The organism is Exilibacterium tricleocarpae (genome assembly GCF_007004655.1).
Taxonomy (GTDB): domain Bacteria; phylum Pseudomonadota; class Gammaproteobacteria; order Pseudomonadales; family Cellvibrionaceae; genus Exilibacterium; species Exilibacterium tricleocarpae.
In genome coordinates, this window is the sequence record NZ_ML660109.1 from 1 (window position 1) to 23,278 (window position 23,278).

The 23,278-nt window shown below is 59.3% G+C and carries 17 protein-coding genes; 10 read left to right on the top strand and 7 right to left on the bottom strand.

Features of this window, described 5'->3' with window-relative positions; all coding sequences use genetic code 11:
* Positions 1–226: 226 nt before the first annotated feature.
* The 7 genes from glpD to FKG94_RS24680 form a co-directional block, all read right to left on the bottom strand.
* Positions 227–1,735 (bottom strand): glycerol-3-phosphate dehydrogenase, encoded by a 1,509-nt coding sequence (gene glpD, locus FKG94_RS24650; RefSeq protein ID WP_142929622.1) that lies wholly within the window; start codon positions 1,733–1,735, stop codon positions 227–229.
* A gap of 39 nt (positions 1,736–1,774) precedes the next feature.
* Complete coding sequence (locus FKG94_RS24655) at positions 1,775–2,620, bottom strand: DeoR family transcriptional regulator (protein WP_179957809.1); 846 nt, start codon at positions 2,618–2,620, stop codon at positions 1,775–1,777.
* A gap of 466 nt (positions 2,621–3,086) precedes the next feature.
* Positions 3,087–4,319, bottom strand: coding sequence for an alkaline phosphatase PhoX (locus FKG94_RS24660; RefSeq protein ID WP_142929623.1), 1,233 nt, complete (start codon positions 4,317–4,319; stop codon positions 3,087–3,089).
* Positions 4,320–4,835: 516 nt separating this feature from the next.
* A complete protein-coding gene (locus tag FKG94_RS24665; RefSeq protein ID WP_142929624.1) occupies positions 4,836–5,759 on the bottom strand; it encodes an NAD(P)-dependent oxidoreductase in 924 nt (307 codons plus the stop codon).
* 108 nt (positions 5,760–5,867) lie between these two features.
* Complete coding sequence (locus FKG94_RS24670) at positions 5,868–6,881, bottom strand: Ldh family oxidoreductase (RefSeq protein ID WP_142929625.1); 1,014 nt, start codon at positions 6,879–6,881, stop codon at positions 5,868–5,870.
* A 32-nt stretch (positions 6,882–6,913) separates the two neighbouring features.
* The gene (locus FKG94_RS24675; RefSeq protein ID WP_142929626.1) at positions 6,914–8,086 is read right to left on the bottom strand and encodes a UxaA family hydrolase; all 1,173 of its coding nucleotides are present in this window, start codon (positions 8,084–8,086) and stop codon (positions 6,914–6,916) included.
* 15 nt (positions 8,087–8,101) lie between these two features.
* The gene (locus FKG94_RS24680) at positions 8,102–8,389 is read right to left on the bottom strand and encodes a UxaA family hydrolase (RefSeq protein ID WP_142929627.1); all 288 of its coding nucleotides are present in this window, start codon (positions 8,387–8,389) and stop codon (positions 8,102–8,104) included.
* Between the two features lie 422 nt (positions 8,390–8,811).
* Between FKG94_RS24680 and FKG94_RS24685 the strand changes: the two genes are divergently transcribed.
* The 10 genes from FKG94_RS24685 (at position 8,812) to FKG94_RS24730 (ending at position 23,173) form a co-directional block, all read left to right on the top strand.
* Positions 8,812–9,531 (top strand): GntR family transcriptional regulator, encoded by a 720-nt coding sequence (locus FKG94_RS24685; RefSeq protein WP_142929628.1) that lies wholly within the window; start codon positions 8,812–8,814, stop codon positions 9,529–9,531.
* Between the two features lie 532 nt (positions 9,532–10,063).
* A complete protein-coding gene (locus tag FKG94_RS24690) occupies positions 10,064–11,515 on the top strand; it encodes an NAD-dependent succinate-semialdehyde dehydrogenase (protein ID WP_142929629.1) in 1,452 nt (483 codons plus the stop codon).
* An 11-nt stretch (positions 11,516–11,526) separates the two neighbouring features.
* Complete coding sequence (locus tag FKG94_RS24695; protein ID WP_142929630.1) at positions 11,527–12,417, top strand: PfkB family carbohydrate kinase; 891 nt, start codon at positions 11,527–11,529, stop codon at positions 12,415–12,417.
* A gap of 70 nt (positions 12,418–12,487) precedes the next feature.
* Positions 12,488–13,543 carry a tagatose 1,6-diphosphate aldolase gene (locus FKG94_RS24700; protein WP_142929631.1) on the top strand — a complete coding sequence of 352 codons (1,056 nt, stop codon included), beginning with the start codon at positions 12,488–12,490 and terminating at the stop codon, positions 13,541–13,543.
* Between the two features lies 1 nt (position 13,544).
* Positions 13,545–14,939: an L-fucose/L-arabinose isomerase family protein gene (locus FKG94_RS24705; RefSeq protein ID WP_142929632.1), complete on the top strand. Its 1,395-nt coding sequence runs from the start codon at positions 13,545–13,547 to the stop codon at positions 14,937–14,939.
* Positions 14,940–17,051, top strand: coding sequence for a glycoside hydrolase family 31 protein (locus FKG94_RS24710; RefSeq protein WP_142929633.1), 2,112 nt, complete (start codon positions 14,940–14,942; stop codon positions 17,049–17,051).
* Positions 17,052–17,241: 190 nt separating this feature from the next.
* A complete protein-coding gene (locus FKG94_RS24715; RefSeq protein ID WP_142929634.1) occupies positions 17,242–17,790 on the top strand; it encodes a TRAP transporter small permease in 549 nt (182 codons plus the stop codon).
* Positions 17,791–17,849: 59 nt separating this feature from the next.
* Positions 17,850–19,136: a TRAP transporter large permease gene (locus FKG94_RS24720; RefSeq protein WP_142929635.1), complete on the top strand. Its 1,287-nt coding sequence runs from the start codon at positions 17,850–17,852 to the stop codon at positions 19,134–19,136.
* A 67-nt stretch (positions 19,137–19,203) separates the two neighbouring features.
* A complete protein-coding gene (locus tag FKG94_RS24725; RefSeq protein ID WP_142929636.1) occupies positions 19,204–20,274 on the top strand; it encodes a TRAP transporter substrate-binding protein in 1,071 nt (356 codons plus the stop codon).
* 553 nt (positions 20,275–20,827) lie between these two features.
* Positions 20,828–23,173, top strand: coding sequence for a TonB-dependent receptor (locus FKG94_RS24730; RefSeq protein ID WP_142929637.1), 2,346 nt, complete (start codon positions 20,828–20,830; stop codon positions 23,171–23,173).
* Positions 23,174–23,278 lie beyond the last annotated feature (105 nt).

A 23,278-nucleotide genomic window follows, 5' to 3' on the forward strand; every position in this document is an offset into this window, starting at 1 on the left:
TGGTGCTCAGGCCGGAGTCCTTAAACTGGTCGACTAAGGTTTGCCATTGCTCTGCCGTGCGATACTTCTTTGGTTCTGTCGTTGGGGTCATGTGTGCCTCCTTTGATGTAGAGGCCAGTGTATTGCGCGAGACCAGCAATCGGAATAGCGTCACCGAATGACCGCTTACCCCACAGATGCTTAACTGAGTGTCCACTTGATCTTGACCACGACACCATCACCCGCATCAGGCCGCGATCTCGGTAGCCTTGGCAAACCAGTCGGCCACTTTTTTATGAGCTGCCGCCGGCAGGTGCAATCCGAGCTTGGAGCGGCGCCAGAGGACGTCCTCAGCACATGTCGCCCATTCAGTGTCTTTCAGATAAGTGAGTTCCGCCTCGTACAAGCCGCCGCCAAAATCCTCGCCCAGGTCCGCCGTATCGGCAGCCTTGCCCAGCAGGCGATCCACCCGCGTTCCGTAAGCCTGCAGCAGGCGCATCAACAGCGGTTGCGGCAACCAGGCATAGCGGGTCGACATCTCGCCGCAGAAGCCATCGAAATCGGCGTTTGGTATATCGCCGCCGGGCAGTGCCATTCTCGCAGTCCAGGGTTTGAGTGAGAATCCGAGCAACGGTTGCAACTCAGACATAACGTGCTCGGCAAGTTTGCGGTAGGTGGTGATTTTCCCGCCGAATACAGACAGCAGCGGTGCGGCGCCGTCCGCCGTGTCGAGGTTGAGCACATAGTCGCGGGTTACCGAGGCGGCATCCTCACTGCCGTCATCGTACAGCGGCCTGACGCCGGAGTAGGTCCCGCGCACATCCGCCGGCACCACCGCGCGCTTGAAATAGTCACTGGCGGCGGCGCAAATATAGCGGGTTTCCTCATCGCTGGCACTGACCGTGTCCAGGTCCCCCTGGTAGGCCACATCAGTGGTGCCGATCAGGGTAAAGTGATCCTGGTACGGAATGGCAAAAATAATCCGCCCGTCCGCATTTTGAAAAATATAAGCGTGGTCGCCGTCAAACAGCTTGTCGACAATGATATGGCTGCCTTTAATCAGGCGCATGCGTTTGTTTTTGGCACTGTGGGGCGAGACCTGGTTTAAGACATCGGCGACCCAGGGGCCCGCGGCATTGACCAGTGCGCGTGTCTTGTAAGTTTTGCGGCTGCCGTCCGCCTGCTGCAGCTCCACGTCCCAGATACCACCGTTTCTGCGGGCACCGGCGCAGGTGGTCCGCGTCAAAATCTCTGCGCCGCGCTCACGGGCGTCCAGCGCATTGAGCACCACCAGCCGGGCGTCATCTACCCAACAGTCCGAGTACTCGAAGCCGCGGGTAAATTCATCTTTTAGGGGCGTGCCGGCCGGATGGCGATTCAGATTCAACCCCTTCGAGGCGGGCAGCACCTTGCGCCCGCCCAGATGATCGTAGAGAAACAGACCCAGGCGCAACAACAGAGCCGGGCGCAGGCCCCGGTGGTGCGGCAGCACAAAGCGCATGGGCTTGATGATATGGGGTGCGGCGGCCAGCAGCGTCTCGCGCTCGATCAGCGCTTTGCGTACCAGACCGAATTCATAGTATTCCAGGTAGCGCAGGCCGCCGTGAATCAGCTTACTGCTGGCGGACGAGGTTGCCGCGGCCAGATCGGCCTTCTCACACAGCAAGACTTTCAGACCGCGCCCGGCCGCATCGCGGGCAATGCCGGTGCCGTTGATACCCCCGCCGATAACGAGAATGTCCAGTGTTTCCGCCATGGGTTTACTCACTTTGCATTAACTGATTGAAGTTGCCGGTCAGCCGTCCTCCGCCAGGGCCGCCGCGGCAGATCGGTCGTCGTAAATCAAATCGATACCCGCCCCGGTGATAGCGGGCATAAACGGCGCCGGCGGCGCCGCGCTGGTAATCAGGGACTGCACATCGCTCAAGTCGCCGAGACGCACCATGGCGCGGCGGCCGAACTTTGATTCGTCGGCGCCCAGCAACACATGGTTGGAACTGTCGATAATGGCTCGTGCGACCTGCACCTCGCGCAGGTCGAAGTCCAGCAGCGACCCGTCGGCGTCGATGCCGCTGATACCGATCACCGCGTAGTCGAGGCGAAACCCGCGAATAAACTCAATGGCCGCGGCACCGATAATGCCGCCGTCGCGATTGCGCACGGTGCCGCCCGCCAGAATGATTTCGAAGCTGGGATTTTCCCGCAGTATCTGGGCGACATTGATATTGTTGGTCACCACCCGCAGGCCCTCATGTCCCACCAGCGCTTTGGCCACTGCTTCGGTGGTGGTACCAATGTTGATAAAAAGAGAGGCATAGTTAGGAATCAAACCCGCCGTCAGAGCGGCGATACGCTGCTTCGCGTCCGGTGACTGGCCCTGCCGATCGGCGTAGGGGGCGTTTTCGACGCTGCTGGGCAGTCCGGCGCCGCCGTGGTAGCGCTGCAGCAGTTTCAGATCGCAGAGCGTATTGATATCCCGGCGGATGGTTTGTGGTGTGACGCCGAAGTGTCTCACCAACTGCTCGGTGGCGACAAAGCCGCCCTGGTGGGCCAGATCGAGAATGGCCTGCTGGCGGGTGGGCAGGTCCTTATCCTGTCTGGCTGCGGCCAATGGGGTGATCTTGCTGTCAGTGTTGTTCACGCGGTTTGTTCCGGCGGGGTACTGTCAATTGGTATAAGGATAGTATGTTCGAAAGCGAAAATAAATAGTTCTAATGCGAACATTTTGTTACAAAAATCGGGTGTCGATAAGCTTTTTTGGCCTGGAGTTCTGACCCTATACCGCTGTGCCGCGCGGGGTGGTGCTTATAGCACAGACGGATGGTTTCGCCGCGCCAGCACAACGAACTGCCGTTCGGGTCGGATTGGTTCAAGAAACAGCAATCTGACTGTGCCGGAATGCAATGTTCGTTTTAGAACAAAGCGTTGACGACGCAGCTGCCGCCGGCGTGGAGGAAGTGGGCCAGGCTGTCGAGCGTTTCTGAAAGCCCCACCCAGTTGGAAAGGGGGCCCTCGCCCCCCCGCAGAAAGCCAGGCGGATGCTGAGCAACAAACCCGGCAGCACCAGCACAATCAACAGACCCTGCCAGGCCTTGACCCCTCGATAGCTATAACGATAAAAAATCGCCAAAGGGTCCGCGAATTTCATAGGTGATACCGAAACCATTGCCACCACCGAACAGCGCGCTGCCACGCTGCGAGCTGAAATACAGACGAGTGCCATCGGGACTGAAGGCCGGGCCTGTGATTTCCGAATCGTCCTGCCCGACAACTTGCAATAACGGCGCAACTTTGCCCTGAGCATCGATCACCACAATTTGCATATCGCCGCCATCTTCAGCAACCAGGACATCACCCCCCGGCGACACGGTAACGTTGTCGACGCCAGTCAGAATGGGATTGGACGAGGTAGCGGCATCGTAAATGACATCGAGGTGATTGAGGTTGGTATCCAGACGCCAAACCTTGTTATCGCCTTTAGTCGTAAAATACACAAAGCCGTTTGCATACCAAATACCTTCGCCACCATCAAAAGCCGTACTTTCCGGTACTTGCTCGCGCGTCGGTGTTTGGAAAATACTGGGCGTGGGGTTGGGCACATCTATCCAACTAACGTATCCCTGGTTGTCGACGGAGGCAACTTGTAAAGTACCCGCATCCAGGTTGAGGTTGCCATCACTGTTTACGCCAGCGGGAATAAACTTATAGAGACGACCATTTCCTTCATCCTCGGTAAGGTAGAGATTTTCGAAGAGCGTATCCACAGCCACGGCTTCGTGCTTAAAATAGCCAAGTGCCGGACGCACCGTCGCCGGCATTTGACCCTGGGGGTCGCATTCAAAAACGCGCCCGAAATCAACCTCCTCACAGGATAGCCAGGTGCCCCATGGCGTCGGGCCACCGGCGCAATTTACGTTCGTATCGCCTAAGATACGATAGGCATCCTCTACGATGCCGTCGTGCGAAAAACGGACCGCAGATGCACCGCCGCCCAAGAAACTGAGTGTTTCGGAATTTGACACATAAATCCAACCGCCGTCGTTGGTGGCAAAAGTCGCGCCACCATCGGGATAAGTGTGCCAGCGATAGCGGGTACGTCGCCACCAACGGTCTTTTTCTAAACGCTGGCCCGCCGCAGCAATCAGGCGCGAAGAGAAACCTATCGGCAGCCGAATACCCAGGCTATCCGGCGCTTGCAGTTCACCTGCACCGGTAAGCGACGCGTTGATGGGGCGGCTCATAGAGAGCAGGCTTGGCCCGATAGCCAATACAGCTAGACCTTTCGAGCCGCTGGTTAGTAATCTTCGTCGCAATGGATTGGGGGGAAGATCGTTTTTCATAATCAATCTCCAGTATTGGATTTTTTTTGGAATGAATCGAGTTGCGACCCGTTACAGTAATGGGTATATGTTTAAAGGAGATTTAACTTTAATGACATTGCTGCTGAGATGAAAGGGAGAGCGGAAAGATGACGTATCCACTGACACCTTAAAGCTTACTTAATATTATCCGCCAATTTTTGATGGGTAACAGAGCGCTGATCAATACCGCCATCTATCCCAGCGCCAGTTAAAGGCTGTGCGGACCCGCCCTGTTTTTTTGTCTCTTAACTAAGGGCAGGGCATATCGGGAGCCGGTACGGCATAAGCCATAGCTGGAAATATGATGAGAATAAGTTTTAAGGTTTTCATCCTGTTGTCCTAAACTTTTTTTCATTTTCTAAAACAGCGCCGCCAACAGTGTAGTTGGCGTCGCCATGTATGAGGCTTTAATGAAGAAGGCTTCAGATACAACTGTGGAGAATGACTATAGCGATCATCTTGAGCGCCGGCGCCGCTCCCGGAATTCGGCCGACATCACTCCAGATGCTTTAGTACATTGGCCGCCGTCACCCGGCTGACACGCACATTGGATTCCACCGTGACGCCGGCAATATGGGGTGTCAGCAACAGACTGGATAAGTCGTCGAAGCGGGCGCCGTCGGCACCGCTGAGCGGCTCCCGCTCGAACACATCCAGCGCGGCACCACCCAGTTCGCCGGCGCGCAGCGCCGCGGCCAGGGCGGCTTCATCGACTATGCCGCCGCGCGCGGCATTGATAAGAATCGCGTCCTTCTTCATAGTTCCGATGGCAGCGGCATCGATCAGGTGGCGGGTCTCATCGGTCAGCGGCACATGCAGACTGACCACGTCCGCCCGGCGCAGCAGGGCGTCCAGTTCGAGGCTTTCGGTATCGTCCCAGGCCGGACTGTCCGGCGCCAGGTAGGGATCGCAGGCGATCACCGACATACCCAGCGCCCGGGCGCGGCGGGCAGTTTCCCGGGCGATGGCCCCATAACCCACCAGGCCCAAACACTGGCCCGCCATCTCTCGGCCGATCAGGGCGGTGCGCGGCCAGTCGCCGGCGGCAACCTGCCGGCTCGACAGCCAGGCGCCGCGCAACAGCATCAGAGCACTGGTGATCACGTACTCGGCCACCGACTGGTCGTTGGCACCGCTGGCGGGGCAGACGGCTATATTGCGGGCCCTGCAGGCGGCGAGGTCGATATTGTCGAGCCCCACACCAAGGCGGCCCACCACGCGCAGATCGGTGGCAGCCGCCAGCAGGGCGCCGCGCACCTCGGTGCGATTGCGCACGATCAACGCGCGGGCATCGCGCACCGCTGCCGCCAGTGCCGCGGGTTTGTCGACCAGCGCCGGATCGAACAGAACGTCGTACTGTGCAAACGCTTCACTGACGGCGGTTGCGTCCATAAATTCGCAAATTACGATATCCGCCAATTTCATTGTCTCCTGTTGCTGTCTGGATGGGCACCCGGCCGTGGTTTGATCAAGGTGTCAGGGTCTGTTCGGGCCCAACAGAGCCAACTCAATTAGTGTGAACAGGCCCTAATCTGCGGGGCAAAGTGCGGTTATCTCCTGATGCAAAGGCGCGGGAATAAAAACGCCGTCGCGGGCGGCGGCGGCCCGGTTTTGCAGGCGGCTGCTGCCCGGCGCGCGCACCCCGGGCTCGCTTTCCAGCGCTGCCATAAATGTGCTCATACGCTCGAGAAAACGGCCGTTGGAACTGATGGCGGGATCGATGGCCAGCACCACCTGGCCCAGGTCGGGGGGATCGCCGTCGCCGTCAAACAGTGACGAGGCCTCGAAACCGAAGTGGCTGCCGGTCAGCGCCGCCGCCAGTATTTCCACCATCATGACCAGGGCTGCGCCCTTGGCGGCGCCGATGGGAAGCATCGATCCCGCCATGGCCGCAGTCGGGTCCGTGGTGGGATTGCCGTCGGCATCCAGCGCCCAGTCCGGCGGAATATCGGTGCCGGCCTTCTGTGCCGCCATGACTTTGCCACGCGCCACCTTGGATAGAGCCAGGTCGATAACCAGCGGTTCCCCGACACCGGTGGGCGCGGCAAAGGCGACGGGATTGGTGCCGAGCATGGGGGTCGTGCCGCCCCAGAATGCCATGGCCTTGGGTGCGTTGCCGTAAACCATGGCCACCAGTCCCCGCTCGGCCAGGCGTTCAGCGTGGGCGCCGGCCTGGCCGAAGTGGTGCGAGCGGTGCACGGCCGCCATGGCCACACCGGTGGTTGGCGCCAGTGCGGCGAGTTCCTCGATGGCCAGATCAATAGCGGGGTAGGCGAAGCCGAGACCGGCATCGATACGCACCGCCGCCGCCGCCACTTTTTCGACCCGCGCCACCGCGTGGCCGTCGACCTTGCCGGTGCGGGTCTGGGCGACGTAGGAGGGAATACGCGAGAGGCCGTGGCCTTTTTGCCCGTCCGCCTCGGCCGCCACCAGGGCGGCGGCGGTGGCCCGGGCGCTGGCCGCGGCGGTGTTATTGGCGAGCAGGGTCCGGTAAGCCAGGGCCTGGGCTTCGGGCAGGGTCAAGTTTACCGCGTCTGTCATCGGCTGTGTTTCCGCATTCGCTGGCCGCGCGCCTAAGCGCTGCGATAGAGCTTGGTCATGACGAATTCCTTATGGCCCAAAGCTTCCGCCGCCGTAAAGCGGCCATTGGCCGTGCGGATAACATTGTCAATCAGTTTATCGCCGGCCTGGTCCATGGTGAGGTCGCGGCGCATCAGTCCCGATACGTCCACGTCGATATGTTCCGACATGGTGCGGATGGTACGCGGGTTCGCGGTAATCTTCACCACCGGCACGATCGGGTTGCCGATAATATTACCCTGTCCGGTGGGAAAAGTGTGCACCACAAAGCCCGCCGCCGCCATCAGCGTCACGCATTCGGCGGCCGCCGAGGAGGTGTCCATAAAATACATGCCGTTGCCCTGGGCCGGCGCTTCGGCGGGCTCGAGCACGTCGATAAATGAAATCTGCTTGCCGATCTTCTCCAGATTGCCCATGGCTTTCTCTTCGATGGTGGACAGACCGCCCTCGATATTGCCTTTGGTCGGCTGGCTTTCCGATAAGTCCGTGGTCTTGTGCGCCTCGATCACCTCGTCCTGGTAGGCCTGGAAGGTGCGCATAAACTTCTCGCCCACCGCCGGCGAGGCGGCGCGGGCCTGGCACAGGTGCTCGGCGCCGGTCAGCTCGGAGGTTTCTCCGAACACACCGCAGATACCCTTGGGAATCAGCTTGTCATACAGGTTGCCCACTGTGGGGTTGGCGCCGATGCCGGACGTGGTGTCGGATTCACCGCACTTGGTCGAGACCCAGAGATCGGCGATGCCGCACTCCTCGCGGCGCAACTCGGTGGCCCAGTGCACATAGTCTTTGGCGGCGCGCGAGGCGGCGGCAATGGTGGCGATATCGCCGTTTTGTTCGATGGCAAAACCGCTGACCGGTTTGCCCGTGGCCGCTATGCCGTCGACCACTTTTTGGGTCCAGCCCGGTTCGATGCCGATCACCACGCAGGCGGCCACATTGGGGTTGGCGCCGGTGCCGATAATGGTGCGAAAGTGCAGGTCGAGATCGGCGCCGAACTGCAGGCGCCCGTAGGAATGGGGCAGTGCCATAGTGCCCTGGATATTATTGGCGACGGCTTCGCAGGCGGCGTTGGAGATATCATCGACCGGTAAAATCGCCACGTAATTGCGCACGCCGACACGGCCGTTCTCGCGGCGAAATCCCCAGAATGAATCGAAATCAGACATATGCTATCCCTCCGCTTACCAGCGTTTTGTTTTTAAGTTGTGGACATGCACGTGTTCGCCGCGCTTGATCGGCTGCACCACGCGGCCGATATCTTCACCGTACTTGATGATACTGTCGCCCTCGGCCAGGTCCGCCAGCGCCACCTTGTGGCCGATCGGCACATCGTCTTTAACGACCAGTTGGTAGTCCGAATTGTCCTCAGTGACGACGCACAGCATTTCGGTACCGGCTGCCAGATGCTCTACCACGACGACGCCGACGTTATCTTTTTTGTCATGTATCAAAAGGTGTGGGTTATCCATTACAATGTCCTGCCATACTGGGTCTGGATGAAAACCAAGGGTCATTGCCCGGCCGTGAGGGGACGATCGGGGACGTGCGCCAGCCCGCGGGCCAGACAAAGCAGTTGAACGCGCCGGCTGATAGCAGCCAGCCTGCCAATAGTTATCAACTGGTAGTTATTCGGCAGCAGTTATATAGTTCAGGTAATTATACGGCTGTTGTTCAATAAATTGCTCGATAAGTTGTTCAATTAAGCTGTCGAATAAAAGGTGTCGAAAAAAGCAGCCGTGTTTTATTGTCACTGTTGCTAATCATAACTTAGGTCTTATATAAGATACAATATTCGTCTTGTATATTATGACTTTTATAAATCGATAAAATGGAATAAGTCCGGCGTTTGCAATTGAAAATTGCCGGCGCCGGCGCTGTCGGAGAGTGGAAGATGAACGATGCACCCGGATTACAACCGCTGTACCAGCAGGTTTACACCCTGCTGGTCAGGCGCATTGCGGAGGGGGCCTGGCGCCCGGCCGAGGCCCTGCCGAGCGAGCAGATGCTGGCGTCGGAGCTGGGGGTAAGCCAGGGCACCGTGCGCAAGGCGCTGAACGCCATGGTGATGGAAAAGCTGGTGGAGCGACGCCAGGGCAAAGGCACATTCGTGGCCGAGCACACCCAGGAGCGCGCCCTGTTTCAGTTTTTCCGCCTGCGCCGCACGGACGGTACCCGGGTGACGCCGGAAAGCGGCGTCCCCACCATCAAGCGCCGCCTGGCTAAGCCGCAGGAGCGCCACAAGCTCGAACTCGATGACAAGGCGAAAGTGGTGGAAATACGCCGCACACGCCTGATAGACGCCGTGCCGACCGTCGCCGAAACCGTTGTCCTGCCGCTATACCTGTTTCCCGATATCGATGAGATCGGCGACCTGCCCAACACGCTTTATTCCCTATACCAGAGCCGCTACGGCATGAGTGTAGTGGAGGCCGATGAGCAGTTGCGGGTCGATACCGCCAATCGCGAGGACGCCCGTCGGCTGGAAGTGGAGGTGGGTACGCCGCTGCTGCATATCGATCGCATAGCAATCGCGATCGATGGTAAAAAAGTGGAGTGGCGTATCAGCCGCCTGACCACCAATAATGTTGTTTACGCGGTGAGTCTGAGTTAACGCCTGCAGGCCGCCGGGGTCCCCGGTGGCTTTCGACCTGAATTGACATTTATAGAGTCAGTGTGCAAAATGTGGTCTTGTGTCTTATATAAGATATAACGTTTTTATAAGGACACATATAACACATGTAGTTGCATGTGGTTGCATGTGGTTGCGTGTAGTTGCGTGTAGTTGTAAGACATGATGTGTTGCTACGATGCATGATGCCACATGCGCGGTGCATCAAGGCTTAGCCAACGTTAGTCAACGCATAGTCAGTACAGAGTCTGTCCAGTCCAAATCTCACATTCTTCCGGTTGGTTGTTGTTGCGGGCGGAAGCCGTTACCGGGACAGCTTTTGCCAGGTAGGCTTTGATCAGCGGGCAAGTCAGCGGGCAAGATAGATAGTTGTCATTGAAGGAGCAGGATCGCTTTCACGCACAAGCCGGGTAGCTGCCACCAACAAGGTGGCTGTTATAAAAAATGTGGCTGTTATAAACCAGGATAGTTGTTATCGGGTCATTGTTGATCAACTGCAGATATCGAGGAAGCCATGACTGAAACGACATTGATGCGGCAGCAGAACTTTGTCGGCGGGCAGTGGGTGAGTGCCGCGGGTGCTGCGCAAATCGAGGTGATCAACCCGGCCACCGGCGCCCGTATCGGCAGTGTGCCCCGCGGCGGCAGGGCCGAGACCGCCGCCGCCATCGACGCGGCGGCGCGGGCGTTTCCCGCCTGGAGCAAAACCACCGCCCACGAGCGCGCCGCGCTGATGATGAAACTCTACGACGCACTGATGGCCAACCAGGCCGCGCTGGGTCAACTGCTGACTGAGGAAATGGGCAAGCCGCTGGCCGAAGCCAAAGGCGAGATAGCGTTTGGCGCCAACTATATAAAGTGGTTTGCCGAAGAGGCGAAGCGTATTTACGGCGACGTGATACCGACGCCGTGGCCGGGCAAGCGCATCCTGGTGACCAAGCAACCGGTCGGTGTGGTGGGCGCCATCACACCCTGGAACTTCCCCAACTCCATGATTGCCCGCAAACTCGGCGCCGCCCTGGCGGCGGGTTGCACCCTGGTGATCAAACCCGCCTCGCAAACGCCTTACTCCGCGCTGGCCCTCGCGGCTCTGTGTGAGGCGGTGGGGTTGCCGCCGGGCGTGGTCAACGTGATCACCGGCGCGGCCGCCGATATTGCCGCCGAGATGTGCGAAAACCCCAGGTTGCGCAAAATTACGTTTACCGGTTCCACCGCGGTGGGCAAAAAACTCGCCGCCGCTGCCGGTGCCCATATGAAACGGGTGTCGATGGAACTGGGCGGCAACGCGCCGTTTATTGTGTTTGACGATGCCGATCTGGACGCCGCGGTGGCGGGCGCCATGATCTCGAAGTTCCGCAACACCGGCCAGACCTGCGTGTGCGCCAATCGCATCCTGGTGCAGGACGGTGTCTACGACGCCTTCGCCGCCAAGTTGACGGCGGCGGTGGCGGCGCTGCAAGTGGGCAACGGTATGGAGCCCGGCGTAGAGCAGGGACCGCTGATCGATAGCGCCGCGGTGGCCAAGGTGGAGGAACATGTTGCCGATGTCCTCGCCAGAGGCGGCAAGCTGGCGGTCGGCGGCGAGCGCCACCCGCTCGGGCAGGCTTTTTACCAACCGACCGTAATGACTGATGTCGCGCGTGACGCCTTGGTGGCGAGGGAAGAGACATTCGGTCCTCTGGCTCCCCTGTTTCGCTTTAAGACGGAGGCGGAGGCGATCGCCCTGGCCAACGACACCGAGTACGGTCTGGCCTGTTACTTCTACACCCGCGATCTGGGGCGTTCCTGGCGGGTTATGGAGGGCCTGGAGTACGGCCTGGTGGGTATCAACGAAGGTTTGATTTCCACGGAGGTGGCGCCGTTTGGGGGCGTCAAGGACTCCGGCATGGGCACCGAGGGTTCCAAGTACGGTGTTGCCGATTATATCGACATCAAGTACGCCTGTGTGGGCGGTTTGGGACTGTGAAGGAAGCGTCTATGGGCGGTGTCTTTTGTGTCGGCCACGCGGTGCAGGACTTTGTGTTCGCGATGCCGTCCATACCGACCCGGGCGCAGAAACACAGGGCCTCTGACTTTTCCAGTGTCGGCGGCGGACCCGCGGCTACCGCCGCGGTGGTGGTGGCGAAGTTGGGCGGGCACGCGCAATTGGCGGCGCGCTTGGGCGATGACAGTGTTGCCGATCTGATTGTCGCCGAGTTGCAGGGCTATGGTGTGGACTGCGAGCAGGTCCGGCGTTTTCCCGGCCGGCGTTCGTCGGTGTCGTCGGTGGTGGTGGACGCCCGTGGCGAGCGCCTGATCGTCAATTACCTGGACCCGCAGTTGCCGGCCAGCGCCGACTGGTTGCCGGCGCTGCCGGCGGACGCGGCGGCGGTGCTCGCCGATACCCGCTGGCCGGAGGGGGCCGCCGCTATGCTGGCCCGCGCCAAAGCCGCAGGAATACCCGGGGTTTTGGATGCCGATCTGCCGGTACCCCGCGATACGGCGGCGCTGGCGGCGGCTTCGCATATTGCGTTTTCCGCGCCGGGCCTGGCGGACTACGCCGGGCGCGGCGATTATAAGTCCGCTTTGCAGGAGGTGGCGGCCGCCACCGGCGCCTGGTGCTGTGTGACGCTCGGCGCCGGCGGTGTGTTTTATGTGGCGGGGGCGCACAGCGATCACCTGCCGGCCTTTGCCGTGCAGCCGGTGGATACGCTGGGTGCCGGCGATACCTGGCATGGCGCTTTTGCCCTGGCACTGGCCGAGGGGCGGGGCGAAGTCGAGGCGGTTACCTTCGCCAGCGCGGCGGCGGCGCTGAAAGTACAGCGCTTCGGCGGCCGCGACGGGGTGCCGAGCCGGGTCGAAGTGGAGCGGCTTATACGCAGCCGTTGATCATTATCGCCGGGCCGTGCCTGCAACGCGGGCGCGCGCCGGGATAACAGAGTAGTTTTAAGGATTCACCATGACACTTTCAGAGACACTCCCAGCCGGTAAAGTCTGGGGTATGCGCCGGCTGGCGGATCGGCACGGGCGTTTCAAAATGACGGCCGTGGATCAGCGCCCGCCGATTAAAAACCCCATTCGCGAGAAACGCGGCACCGAAGAGGCGCCCTGGGAAGATGTCGCTGGGTTCAAACGGCTGTTGATCGAGGAGTTGCAGGGGGAGTCCTCCGCCATGCTGCTCGACCCCCACGGTGCCTACCCTCGCGGTATTTCCGCTTACAGCCCCGCCAAAGGCCTGATTCTGACGTTGGAGGACTCACTGTTTCAGGAGACGCCGGGCGGGCGCTTGTCCGCCACCATCGACGACTGGTCGGTGGAAAAAATCAAGCGCGTCGGCGCCGATGCGGTGAAAGTGCTGACCTGGTACCGCCCCGATGCCGATCCCGCCGTGTGCCGGGCGCAGCAGGATTTTACTGAAAAAATCGGCGCCGCCTGCGCCCGCTATGATATTCCCTTTGTGTTTGAATTGCTGGTCTATCCTCTCGCCGGCGACAGCGAGCAGACCGGCGACTATAAAGAAATGCGCACCAAGAAACCCGAATTGGTACTCGAGAGTGTGGCGACCTTTGCCGATCCCCGTTTCGGCGTCGATCTGTTTAAACTGGAAAGTCCGCTGGCCGCCGGGGATGTGCCCGGCGTCGGCAACGATGGTTGGGAAGACGCCCAGGCGTGGTTCGACAAACTGGGGGCGACGGCGGGGCGGCCGTGGGTAATGTTGTCGGCCGGCGCCGGCATGGAGGCGTTTGAAAAAGTGCTGACCCATGCCTATGCGGCGGGTGCTTCCGGCTATCTGGCGGGTCGTGCCATCTGGCTGGAGGCGTTCCGGCACTTTCCGGACTGGGATGCTATCCGCAACGCGCTGCGTGACGATGCGGTGGATTATATGCGCGATATCAATCGACTGACCGATACCGAGGCGCTGCCCTGGCATCGCCATTCGTGCTACGGCGGCACAGTCGATGTTGCGCCCGCCGACCAGACTTTCCGCCATCATTACTCAGGCTTTGGAGGCTAAGATGTCGACCTACGGTGTTGTCGCACTGGCGCGACCGACCTTCGATGTCGAGTTCGCCGAGGAAAACAAAAACCGCGCGTTTGCCGCCCTGGATGCGGCGGGTATTGCCACGGTCGGTCCGCGCGAACTGTTGTTTGACGGGCCGGCGGTGGTCGCTGCGGCGCAGGCAATCCAGTCTGCCGCGCGTATCGATCTGCTGTTGATCATCCAGGTGACGTTTACCGATGCCTCCATGACCGTACACCTGGCCCGGGATATCGAGGCGCCGGTGGCGCTGTGGGGTTTGCCGGAGCCGCGCGCCGGCGGACGGCTGCGGTTGAATGCCTATTGCGGTATCAACCTCGCCGCCCATGCCCTGGGCAAGGCCGAAGTGGATTACGGTTGGCTGTATCTGTCTGCAGATGCCGCCGGCATCGAACAGCGGCTGCGGGATTTGTTGCAGCCGCTGCCGCCGCGCGACAGTCGTATCAGCCGCCCGGGCGCTGCGACCGATCCCGCGGCGCAGCGGGTGATGCGGGCGCTGGCGGGTTCCCGTATCGGTGTCGTGGGCCGGCATCCGGACGGTTTCGACACCTGCGCCTACGACGGCCCGGCGCTGCGACGCCTGGCCGGTGTCGAGGTGGAGAGCGTCGAACTGGAGACCTTATTTGCCAGGGCAAAGGCCGCCGATGACGATCGCGTCGCCGCGGTGCGGGCACGGGCGCAGCGGGACCTGGCGGGTCTGGGTGCGGTGGATCAGGCGCAGTTGGACCGGTCGTTGCGGATTTATTGTGCCCTGCAGGATGTGCAGGCCGATACCGGCGCCAGCAGTCTGGCGGTGCGCTGTTGGCCGGAGACCTTTACCGATTATGGCTGCGCCGCCTGCGGGCCGATGGCGATGATGAATGAGGCGGGGGTGCCCTGTGCCTGCGAGGCTGATGTCTACGGGTCGTTGTCGACGCTGATGATGCAGGAGCTGGCGCAGGCGCCGGTGTGGATGGCTGACCTGGTGGATATCGATGCCGGTGACGATACCGCGGTGTTCTGGCACTGCGGCCTGGCGCCTTTGTCCATGTGTGATCCCGAGGCGCAGCCGCAGGCGACTATCCACACCAACCGCAAGATGCCGCTGTTGCACCAGTTTCCCCTGAAGCCGGGGCGGGTGACCCTGGCGCGCCTGTCCCAGGCCAAAAATGTCACCAAGCTGATTATCGGCGGCGCCGAGATGCTGCGCGCGCCCATGGCGTTTACCGGCACTTCCGGCACCCTGCGCTTTGACCGGCCGGCGGCAGCGGTGTGTGCGACGATTATGGACGAAGGGGTTGAGCATCACTACGCCATTGCCTACGGTGATTATCGCGAATCTTTGCGCGCCCTGGCCGCGCAGATGGAGGTGCCGGTGCTGGAGCTGACCTGAATGAACGCTTTCGATCCGCTCTCCCCCAATTGGGGACGCATAGATCAGTTGGCGATTGCGGGCCCCGCCGAGCAGCGCGGGGAGGTGTTGGTGCTGCCTACCAGCGCCGGTCCCCTGACCGTGTCGTTACATGCGTTCGGCGCGCGTTTGCGTTTTGGTGAACGCAGCACCGGTGACTACGGACTGTTGGTGGACGAACCCGTCGCCGCGCCCTTGACGGTTGCCGTCGATACCGGCGTTACTGAAGTGTCCGCTGCCGGTTTTACGCTGCGTATCGAACATCGACCTTTTGCGTTCGAATTGCGGCGCGGCGATAAGCGGGTGCAGTCTTCGCCAACCGATGCTCATTTTGTGCGCCGCTTTCGGTTGCCGCCGGTGGCGCGGCTCGAAGACGGTTGGTTTATGAGCCTCGAACTCGACACCGGCGAGCCGGTATACGGGTTAGGTGAAAAATGGGGCAGGCTGGACAAGAGAGGGCAACTGATCGAATCCTATAACCGCGATGCCCTTGGGGTAAACGGCGAGGCTTCCTACAAAAATACACCCTTTGCCTGGAGCCCCGCCGGCTGGGGGCTGTTGGTTCACACGCCGGCGCCGGTGACCCACGGGGTGGGTTTCGCGCCCTGGTCGCAGCGCGCCTACGGGCTCTATGTAGAGGAGCCGCAACTGGATTTGTTTTTGTTCGCCGGTACCGATGGTGCCGAGATCATCGGCCACTACACCGAGTTGACCGGGCGCGCGCCGGTGCCGCCGCTGTGGAGTCTCGGTGTCATTCTTTCCAAGGCCTACTATGTCGATGCTGAGGAGTTGCTGGACACCGCCAGGCAGGTGCGCGAGCGCGAGATGCCCTGCGACGTGATCACCCTGGACGGGCGCGCCTGGCTGGATACGGACACCCGCTTCGCCTTTGAGTGGGACGCCGCGCGCTACCCGCAACCCAAACAGGTACTCGATGAACTCAAGGCCTTGAACTTCAAAGTCTGTGTCTGGGAATATCCGCTGGTGTCGGTGCAGCATCCGTTGTTTGACGAGATGGCGGCCAAGGGCTGGCTGTTGACCGACAGCGAAACAGGTGCGGCCTACCGCTACCAGTGGGATAGCGAACCCTTCGGCGACGTGTTGACGCCGCTGCCGATATCCGGCCTGGTGGATTTTACTCACCCCGACGCCTATGCTTTTTGGCGCGACCGTCACCAGTCGCTGTTCGAGGTGGGGGTGGATATGATCAAGGCGGACTTCGGCGAACAGGTGGAGGACGACACTATCCAGGCCGCCAACGGTGACCGCGGACGGCAACTGCACAACGCTTATACGTTGCTTTACAACCGCTGCGTGTACGAAGCGGCCGAGCGCTATTGCGGGTCCGGCGCCTTCCTGTTCAGCCGTTCGTCCTGGACCGGTTGCCAGCGCTATCCCTCCCAGTGGGGCGGCGACCCCCAGGCGGACTGGGGCGGCCTGGCCGCCAGCCTGCGCGGCGGCCTGTCCTGGGGGTTGTCGGGCGCGCCGTTTTACGCCACCGATGTCGGTGGTTTCTACGGCGACCAACGCGATGCGGTGCTCTATCTGCGCTGGGCCCAGGCGGCGGTTTTTTCCGCCCATATGCGCCTGCACGGTATCGGGCAGCGGGAGCCCTGGTCGTATACGCATGAAACGTTCGGCGCAGCCGCGGCGGCGGCTGCGATGCAGGCTTTGCAGTTGCGCTATCGGTTGTTGCCTTATTTACAGGAAGTCGTACGGCAGGCCAGTGCCACCGGCCTGCCGTGCCAGCGGGCGATGGCGCTGGCGTTTCCACAGGAGCGCGCCGCCTGGGGATTCGAGGAACAGTTTATGTTTGGCGATAAGATGCTGGTGGCACCCTGCCTGCGCGCCGACGGTGAGGTCGAGGTCTACCTGCCGCGCGGGCAGTGGCGGCGCTTCCCCGACCGGCAGCCGTTTGCCGGCGGGCGCAGTTATCACTTGGCGCTGGCTTTGGAGGAGTACGCGGTTTTTGTGCGAGAGGGGGATCGGGTGCCTTTGGGGCCTGATGTTCTGCATACTGAGGCGTTGGGGGGGCGGGTTAAGGTGGAGCGGTATTGGTGTGCTGGAGATGATACTTCGAACGCCGGGTCATAGAGCGGGAGAGGGGGTTCAAGACCCGCCGTGAACCCATCCCTGGGGGCTCGGCTGCCGCATCCCTGCGGCAGACGGTCTTGAACCCCCTCTCCCGCTCTATGACCCTACCACCGTGCCAATTTTGAATTGAGTTGCTCCGAACGATAAAAACTAAAAGCTGGTATTTGCCGATCAGGCTAAGGGGTAAAAATTGATCGAACTCCTTTATAAACACCTTGTTACCCCACTGGCGACTTTAAATCACACCGTCAGTGTTTATGCGCGTAACCTCGCTGCCATCCTTGTGTTGTTGATGACCTCGGCCGTCTTGATCCAGGTCCTGTTTCGCTATGTGCTAAACGATTCCCTGTCCTGGACGGAAGAGTTCGCCAAAGTGATGATGGTCTGGACCGCATTTCTGGTGGCGCCCTGGGCTTACCGTCGCGGACAGAATGTGTCGATCAATATCTTTTCCGAAGCCATGTCGCGCCCCTATCGGCTGGTCTTGCAGATCGGCCTGAACCTGTTGGTGCTGTGGATAGTTTACGTGCTCTTTATCGAGTCACTGGCCTTTTGGTCGCGCGGCCAATCCATTCAGTCGGCCACTATGGGCATTGAAATGGCGTGGTTCTATTCAGTGGTCCCGTTTGGCTTTAGCGCCCTGTTTCTGGTGGGCTGTGAACTGGTTCTGCGCGACCTGCTGGCGTTGATTGACGGCGGCGACTATCGGGTGCCGGACGCCGAAGGTAATCTAGAGTAATTTAGTAATTTGGGTTCAAAGTCAAAACAATAACGAACAACGACACAGGGGTGCCCTGAATGTCACTGACGTATTTTTGGGTATTTATCTTTCTGCTGTCGGCAGGTATGCCGATTGTATTTGCGCTGCTGATCGGCCCGGGCGTGAGTTTGCTGGTGGACGACCAGGAGATGTTTTTTACCGCGCTGCTGTCGCGGCTCTATAACGGTATCGATTCGTTTCCGTTGATGGCGGTGCCGTTCTTTATCCTGGCCGGCGAACTGATGAATGCCGGCGGTATTACCCGCTCGATCGTGCACTTCAGCCAGGCTATGATCGGCCACTTTCGCGGCGGCCTGGCGCAGATGAATATTCTCTCCTCGGTGTTGTTTGCCGGATTGTCCGGTTCGGCGGTCGCCGATACCTCGGCGCTCGGTAAAATGCTGATCCCCGCCATGGAACAAAACGGTTACTCGCGCCGCTTCGCCGCCGCGGTAACCGCCGCCTCCTCGGTGATCGGCCCGATTATCCCGCCATCGGGGATCATGATTCTGTATGCCTTTATCATGAATGTGTCCGTCGGCGGATTGTTTGCCGCCGGTATTGTGCCCGGCGTTTTGATCTGTATCGGCCTGATGCTGGTAACACGACATCTGGCCAAGACGCGCAACTACCCCGTCGCCGCGGAAAAAGCCACTTGGTCGGAGCGAGGCGCCGTGCTGCGCAGGACAATTTTACCGCTGTTGACCCCGGTGATTTTGCTTGGCGGGATTCTCCTCGGCGTCTTTACCCCCACCGAGGCGGCGGCAGTGGCGGCCTTTTACGCGTTTTTGATTTCCGTGTTGATCACCCGCAGTCTCGGCTGGGAGCAATTGCCCCGAGTCTTCGTCAATGCCACTGTGCAGTCCGGCGTCATTCTGCTGCTGGTGGGGGCGGCGGTCACCTTTGCCTGGATTATCACCGTCTCCGGCATGGCGGAGATCATCGCCGGGGGTATGACGGGCTTGACCGACAACGTTTACCTGCTGCTGTTTCTGGTCAATATCTTTTTGTTTGTGGTCGGTATGTTTCTCGACGCCGGTCCGGCGATTCTGATCCTGGGTCCGGTGCTGGCGCCGATCTTTCTGGACCTCGGGATCGACCCGCTGCATTTTGCGGTGGTGATGTGTGTCAATGTCACTGTCGGTCTGGCCACCCCGCCGATGGGACTGGTGCTGTTTGTGGCGGCGTCGGTGTCGGGGGAAAGGGCGGAGAAAATCGCCTGGGAAATGTTGCCGTTTTTGGCGGTGGAAGTGGTGGTGATTTTCCTGATTACCTATTTTCCGGCGTTGACCCTGACGGTGCCCCGTTGGTTGGGTTTTGTCTAGCACTAAAAAATTATAGCCCGGAAATTTACAGCACCGGCCGGCGCCGATAAAACTGAGAGTGATACCTATGGGAAAGCTGCGATTGATAGTCTTTGGTCTGATCAGTGCCGTCTGCCTGGTCGGCGGTATGGCGACCTCGGTGAGTTCCAGCGAATACACCATTAAAATTGGTCTGCTCGGTTCACCTGACGATGAGGACTACGACGGCTCGCTGGTGTTCAAGGATTATGTGGAAAGCCGCACTAACGGTCGGGTGGCGGTAAAAATTTATATGTCGGGCCAGTTTTGCGGCAACGAAAGGGAGTGTATCGAAGGTCTGCAGAGCGGCATCCTAGAGGTCCATATGACGACCATCGGCGGTTTGGGCAATCTTTTCGGACCCGGCCAGGTATTGGATTTGCCTTATATCTTTCGCGACGACCAGGTTGCCGAGTGTGTCTTTGACGGGCCTATCGTTAAGCAGTTTCGCACAGCGATGTTAAACGCCGATCTGAATATGCGCCTGATGACGGTATCCAATACCGGGGGTTGGCGCAATTTCGCCACCGTTGATAAACAGGTAAGGGTGCCGGCGGATCTGCGCGGGCAAAAAATTCGCACCACCTCGGCCGCCATTCAACAGGAATTGGTTCGCCAACTGGGGGCCAACCCCACGCCGATTGCCTGGTCGGAACTCTACACCGCCATGGCAACCGGTGTGGTGGAGGGTACCAAAAACGGTGTGCAGGACATTATCGGCGCTAAACTGCACGAAAATATTAAATACCTGACACTCGACGGCCACGGTTATATGGGGGCGCTGTGGTGGTTTTCCGAACCGGCCTGGCAGCAGTTGCCGGAAGATATCCGGCGTGTGGTGTTCGAGGGCTTTAACCACCTGAAGACGGTCACCCGCGCGCTGCCGGTGCGCCGGCAGATAGACGCCTACGAACAGTTTAAAGCCGCCGGCGGTACCGTTTACGTGCCGACGCCGGAGGAAAAGGCCAAATTTCGACAGGCCACTGCCGGTATGCGTACCTGGTTTACGGAAAACTACGGCGATACCTGGATGAAAAAACTCGACAGCGCCGTGCAGGCGTGTGAAGCCGAAATCGACAGCGAGTTTATGGAAATAAATAAACCCATCGATGGTCGTTAAGACTGCCGTCGTGGCGACATTTTTGAACAGGATCAGGTATATAGGAGCTTGCTTTATATAAAGAAAATTAATATTGAGTGATGTAAAAAGTAGGTTGCGCCTTTGATGGCGGGTTTCGTGTTACCGGTGATGGTTTGCCTCCACCGCCAGGTTTTTATCGCACTGCAATTTGCGCGCACAGATGTATTTGTGTCTCCTACAGTTAAAGTCTAGGCTCTCTAAAGTAATCTGTCCGCGGTATTTTGAGCGAGGGGGCTGCGTCGATGGGGATCGTTAAACTTATATAAGATATATATTGTATTATATAGATTCATTTGATAATGTTCACGGCTGGTAAAAGCAATTAATAATAGCCCCTATTCCAACTATAACGATATTTCACGGTATTCTTTTGCAGGAAAAGTTGACGATGAATTGAGTGTGAAGTGCAGTGTAAGCTTATAGATCGAGTTTGTGCTGCAAGGTTGCATGGCAAGTCTGTACCAGCTGCATGGAGCACGTGGAAGAATACCGCCGGTGAATAATCAATAACGATATGAAGGTGGGAGGTAATATGTTGGTAGCGAGAATATTTTCCCGGCGGCCGGTGGCCGCGGCACTGGCTGTTGCATCGATGGCGGCCGGCGCACCGGCCCTGGCGCAGAGCGGCGAGTCGTTTCTTCTCGAAGAGATAACGGTTACCGCACAAAAGCGTGAGGAAAAGCTCACCGATGTGCCGGTAGCCGTATCGGTTTTAAACGCCGACCAGATCGATGCCGCTTTCGCCAACAATCTGGAGGGACTGCAAGCGATGGTGCCCTCCGTCAGTTTTCGCAAAGGCAATACCACCCGCAACTCGGCGATCACCGTTCGCGGTATCGGCACTATCTCGTTTAGCACCGCGGCGGAGCCGAGTGTTTCCACCGTTGTCGACGGGGTTGTCCTGGGACGTTCGGGCCAGGCGTTCGCCGATCTCTACGATCTGGAGCGCATCGAAGTGCTGCGCGGACCCCAGGGAACCCTGTTTGGTAAAAACGCCTCTGCCGGCGTCGTCAATATGATAACCAGGAGGCCGGGTGAGGAGTTCTCCGGTTCCATTGAAGCCAGTCTCTTCCAGGACAATGAGTACAGCCTGAAACTCAATGTCTCCGGGCCGCTGACGGAAAACGCACGCGGCAGCCTCACGGTGCTGGACAAAGGCTTTGACGGCTATATCAGGAATGTCTTCAACAACCGCACCACCAACGGGTATGACCGCCAGGGACTGCGCGGCATGCTGGAGATCGATGCCAGCGACGATCTGTCGTTTCTTTTTATCGCTGAAAGTTATGAAGCGGACGATGACTGCTGTACGGATCTGGAGGTTTTGCCGAGCGGCCGCAACCCGAACTCCGAGGCGGCGCCCGACAGCAACGGCGTCGTTGACGGCAATGTCGATCTGGACCTGGACCAGCGCCGTATCGATCACGATCTGGAGACACGCACGCTGGACGAAACCACCGCTTTCTCGGTACAGATCGAGAAAGGTTTCGGGGATTATCAGCTCTCTTCGATCACCGCCTTTCGCGCCTGGGACAACACCGAAATTCGCGAGGGTGATTTTACCTCGATTGGCGGCACTGCCGATACGCCGGTTTTTGACGTGCCGTTTCAGTTGCATGATGTAGGGCCGCAGGAGTGGCGGCAGATTTCGCAGGAACTGCGCCTGGCGTCGCCGCAGGGCGAGATGCTGGAGTACCAGTTGGGTTTGTTTTATTGGAATATCGATTCCGAACGCAATTTCACCCGCGAGGCCAGTTGCCAAAACAATGACGGACAGAACGCCCAAATCCTGGCCGATAACCCCGGGCTGACCTGTAATGCCAACGATATCGTTTCGGCAACCGCTTTTTTCAATACCGAATTTACCAACTATGCGTTATTCGGCCAGGGCACGTTAAACCTCAGCGACAATTTCCGGCTGTTGTTCGGTCTGCGGTTTACCGACGACGAAATCTCATTCAATCACAATCGCCGCAATCTCGATCCGTTCGGCCGCCAGGGTGTGGGTGTGCGCGCGCGTCTGCCAAACAGCCAATTTGCGGACGGCGACACCAATTTTTCCGGTGATACCGACGAGACCAACGTCTCGGGCAAAATAGGTATCCAGTGGGACTTCGGCGACGCCGGTATGGCTTACGGCACCTTTGCGCAAGGTTACAAGGGCCCCGGCTTCAATGTTTTCTATAATATGGCGGCGGTGGACCAACTCGGCATCAGCGAGGAGACCTCGGAGTCTTTCGAAATCGGTTACAAGTACGCCGCCGGTAATCTGGTGGCCAATGTGGCGATCTTTACCACCGATATCGAGGACTTCCAGGCCAACAATGCCGACAATGCCAGCGGCGTGACCATTACCCGGCTCACCAATGCCGGCGATGTGTCGACAGAAGGGGTCGAGGTGGATTTTATCTGGCGGCCGCTGGAAAACCTGCAGCTCTCCGGCGGTATTGCCTCGGTCAAAGCGGAAATTGACGACTTCAGTTGCCCGCTCAATGTCACGGTTGTCTGCGACGCCCGCTCCGGGCTGGACGTCCCCTTTGCACCGGACCTGAAATACTCCCTGATGGCGGAATACATTATTCCCACCGCCAATATGGATATTATTTTGAACGCTTCTTTCGTGCATACGGACGAACAGCAATCCGATTTGCCGGACAACGATGGCATTGTGGACCCGGAGGGACTCTTGCCTGAATATGATATTTTCAACGCCAGTGTCGCCTTCTCGTTCAATGACGACAAGTATCGCATTACGCTGATTGGCAAAAACCTGGGTGATGAAAGTTACGTCACCACCAACAGCGGCGACGGCTTCCGCTTCCAGGTGCCGCGCGATGCCGACCGTTACTTCGGCGTTGCCGCCCGGGCCAGCTTCTGATCGCCCGGCCCGGATCGGCTGCTCGGGGCCGCAGGTTGACTATGCGGGTAGGGGTATTTTATTTGTATTATTAAATATCATATATCTTGCATAAGACCAATGAGT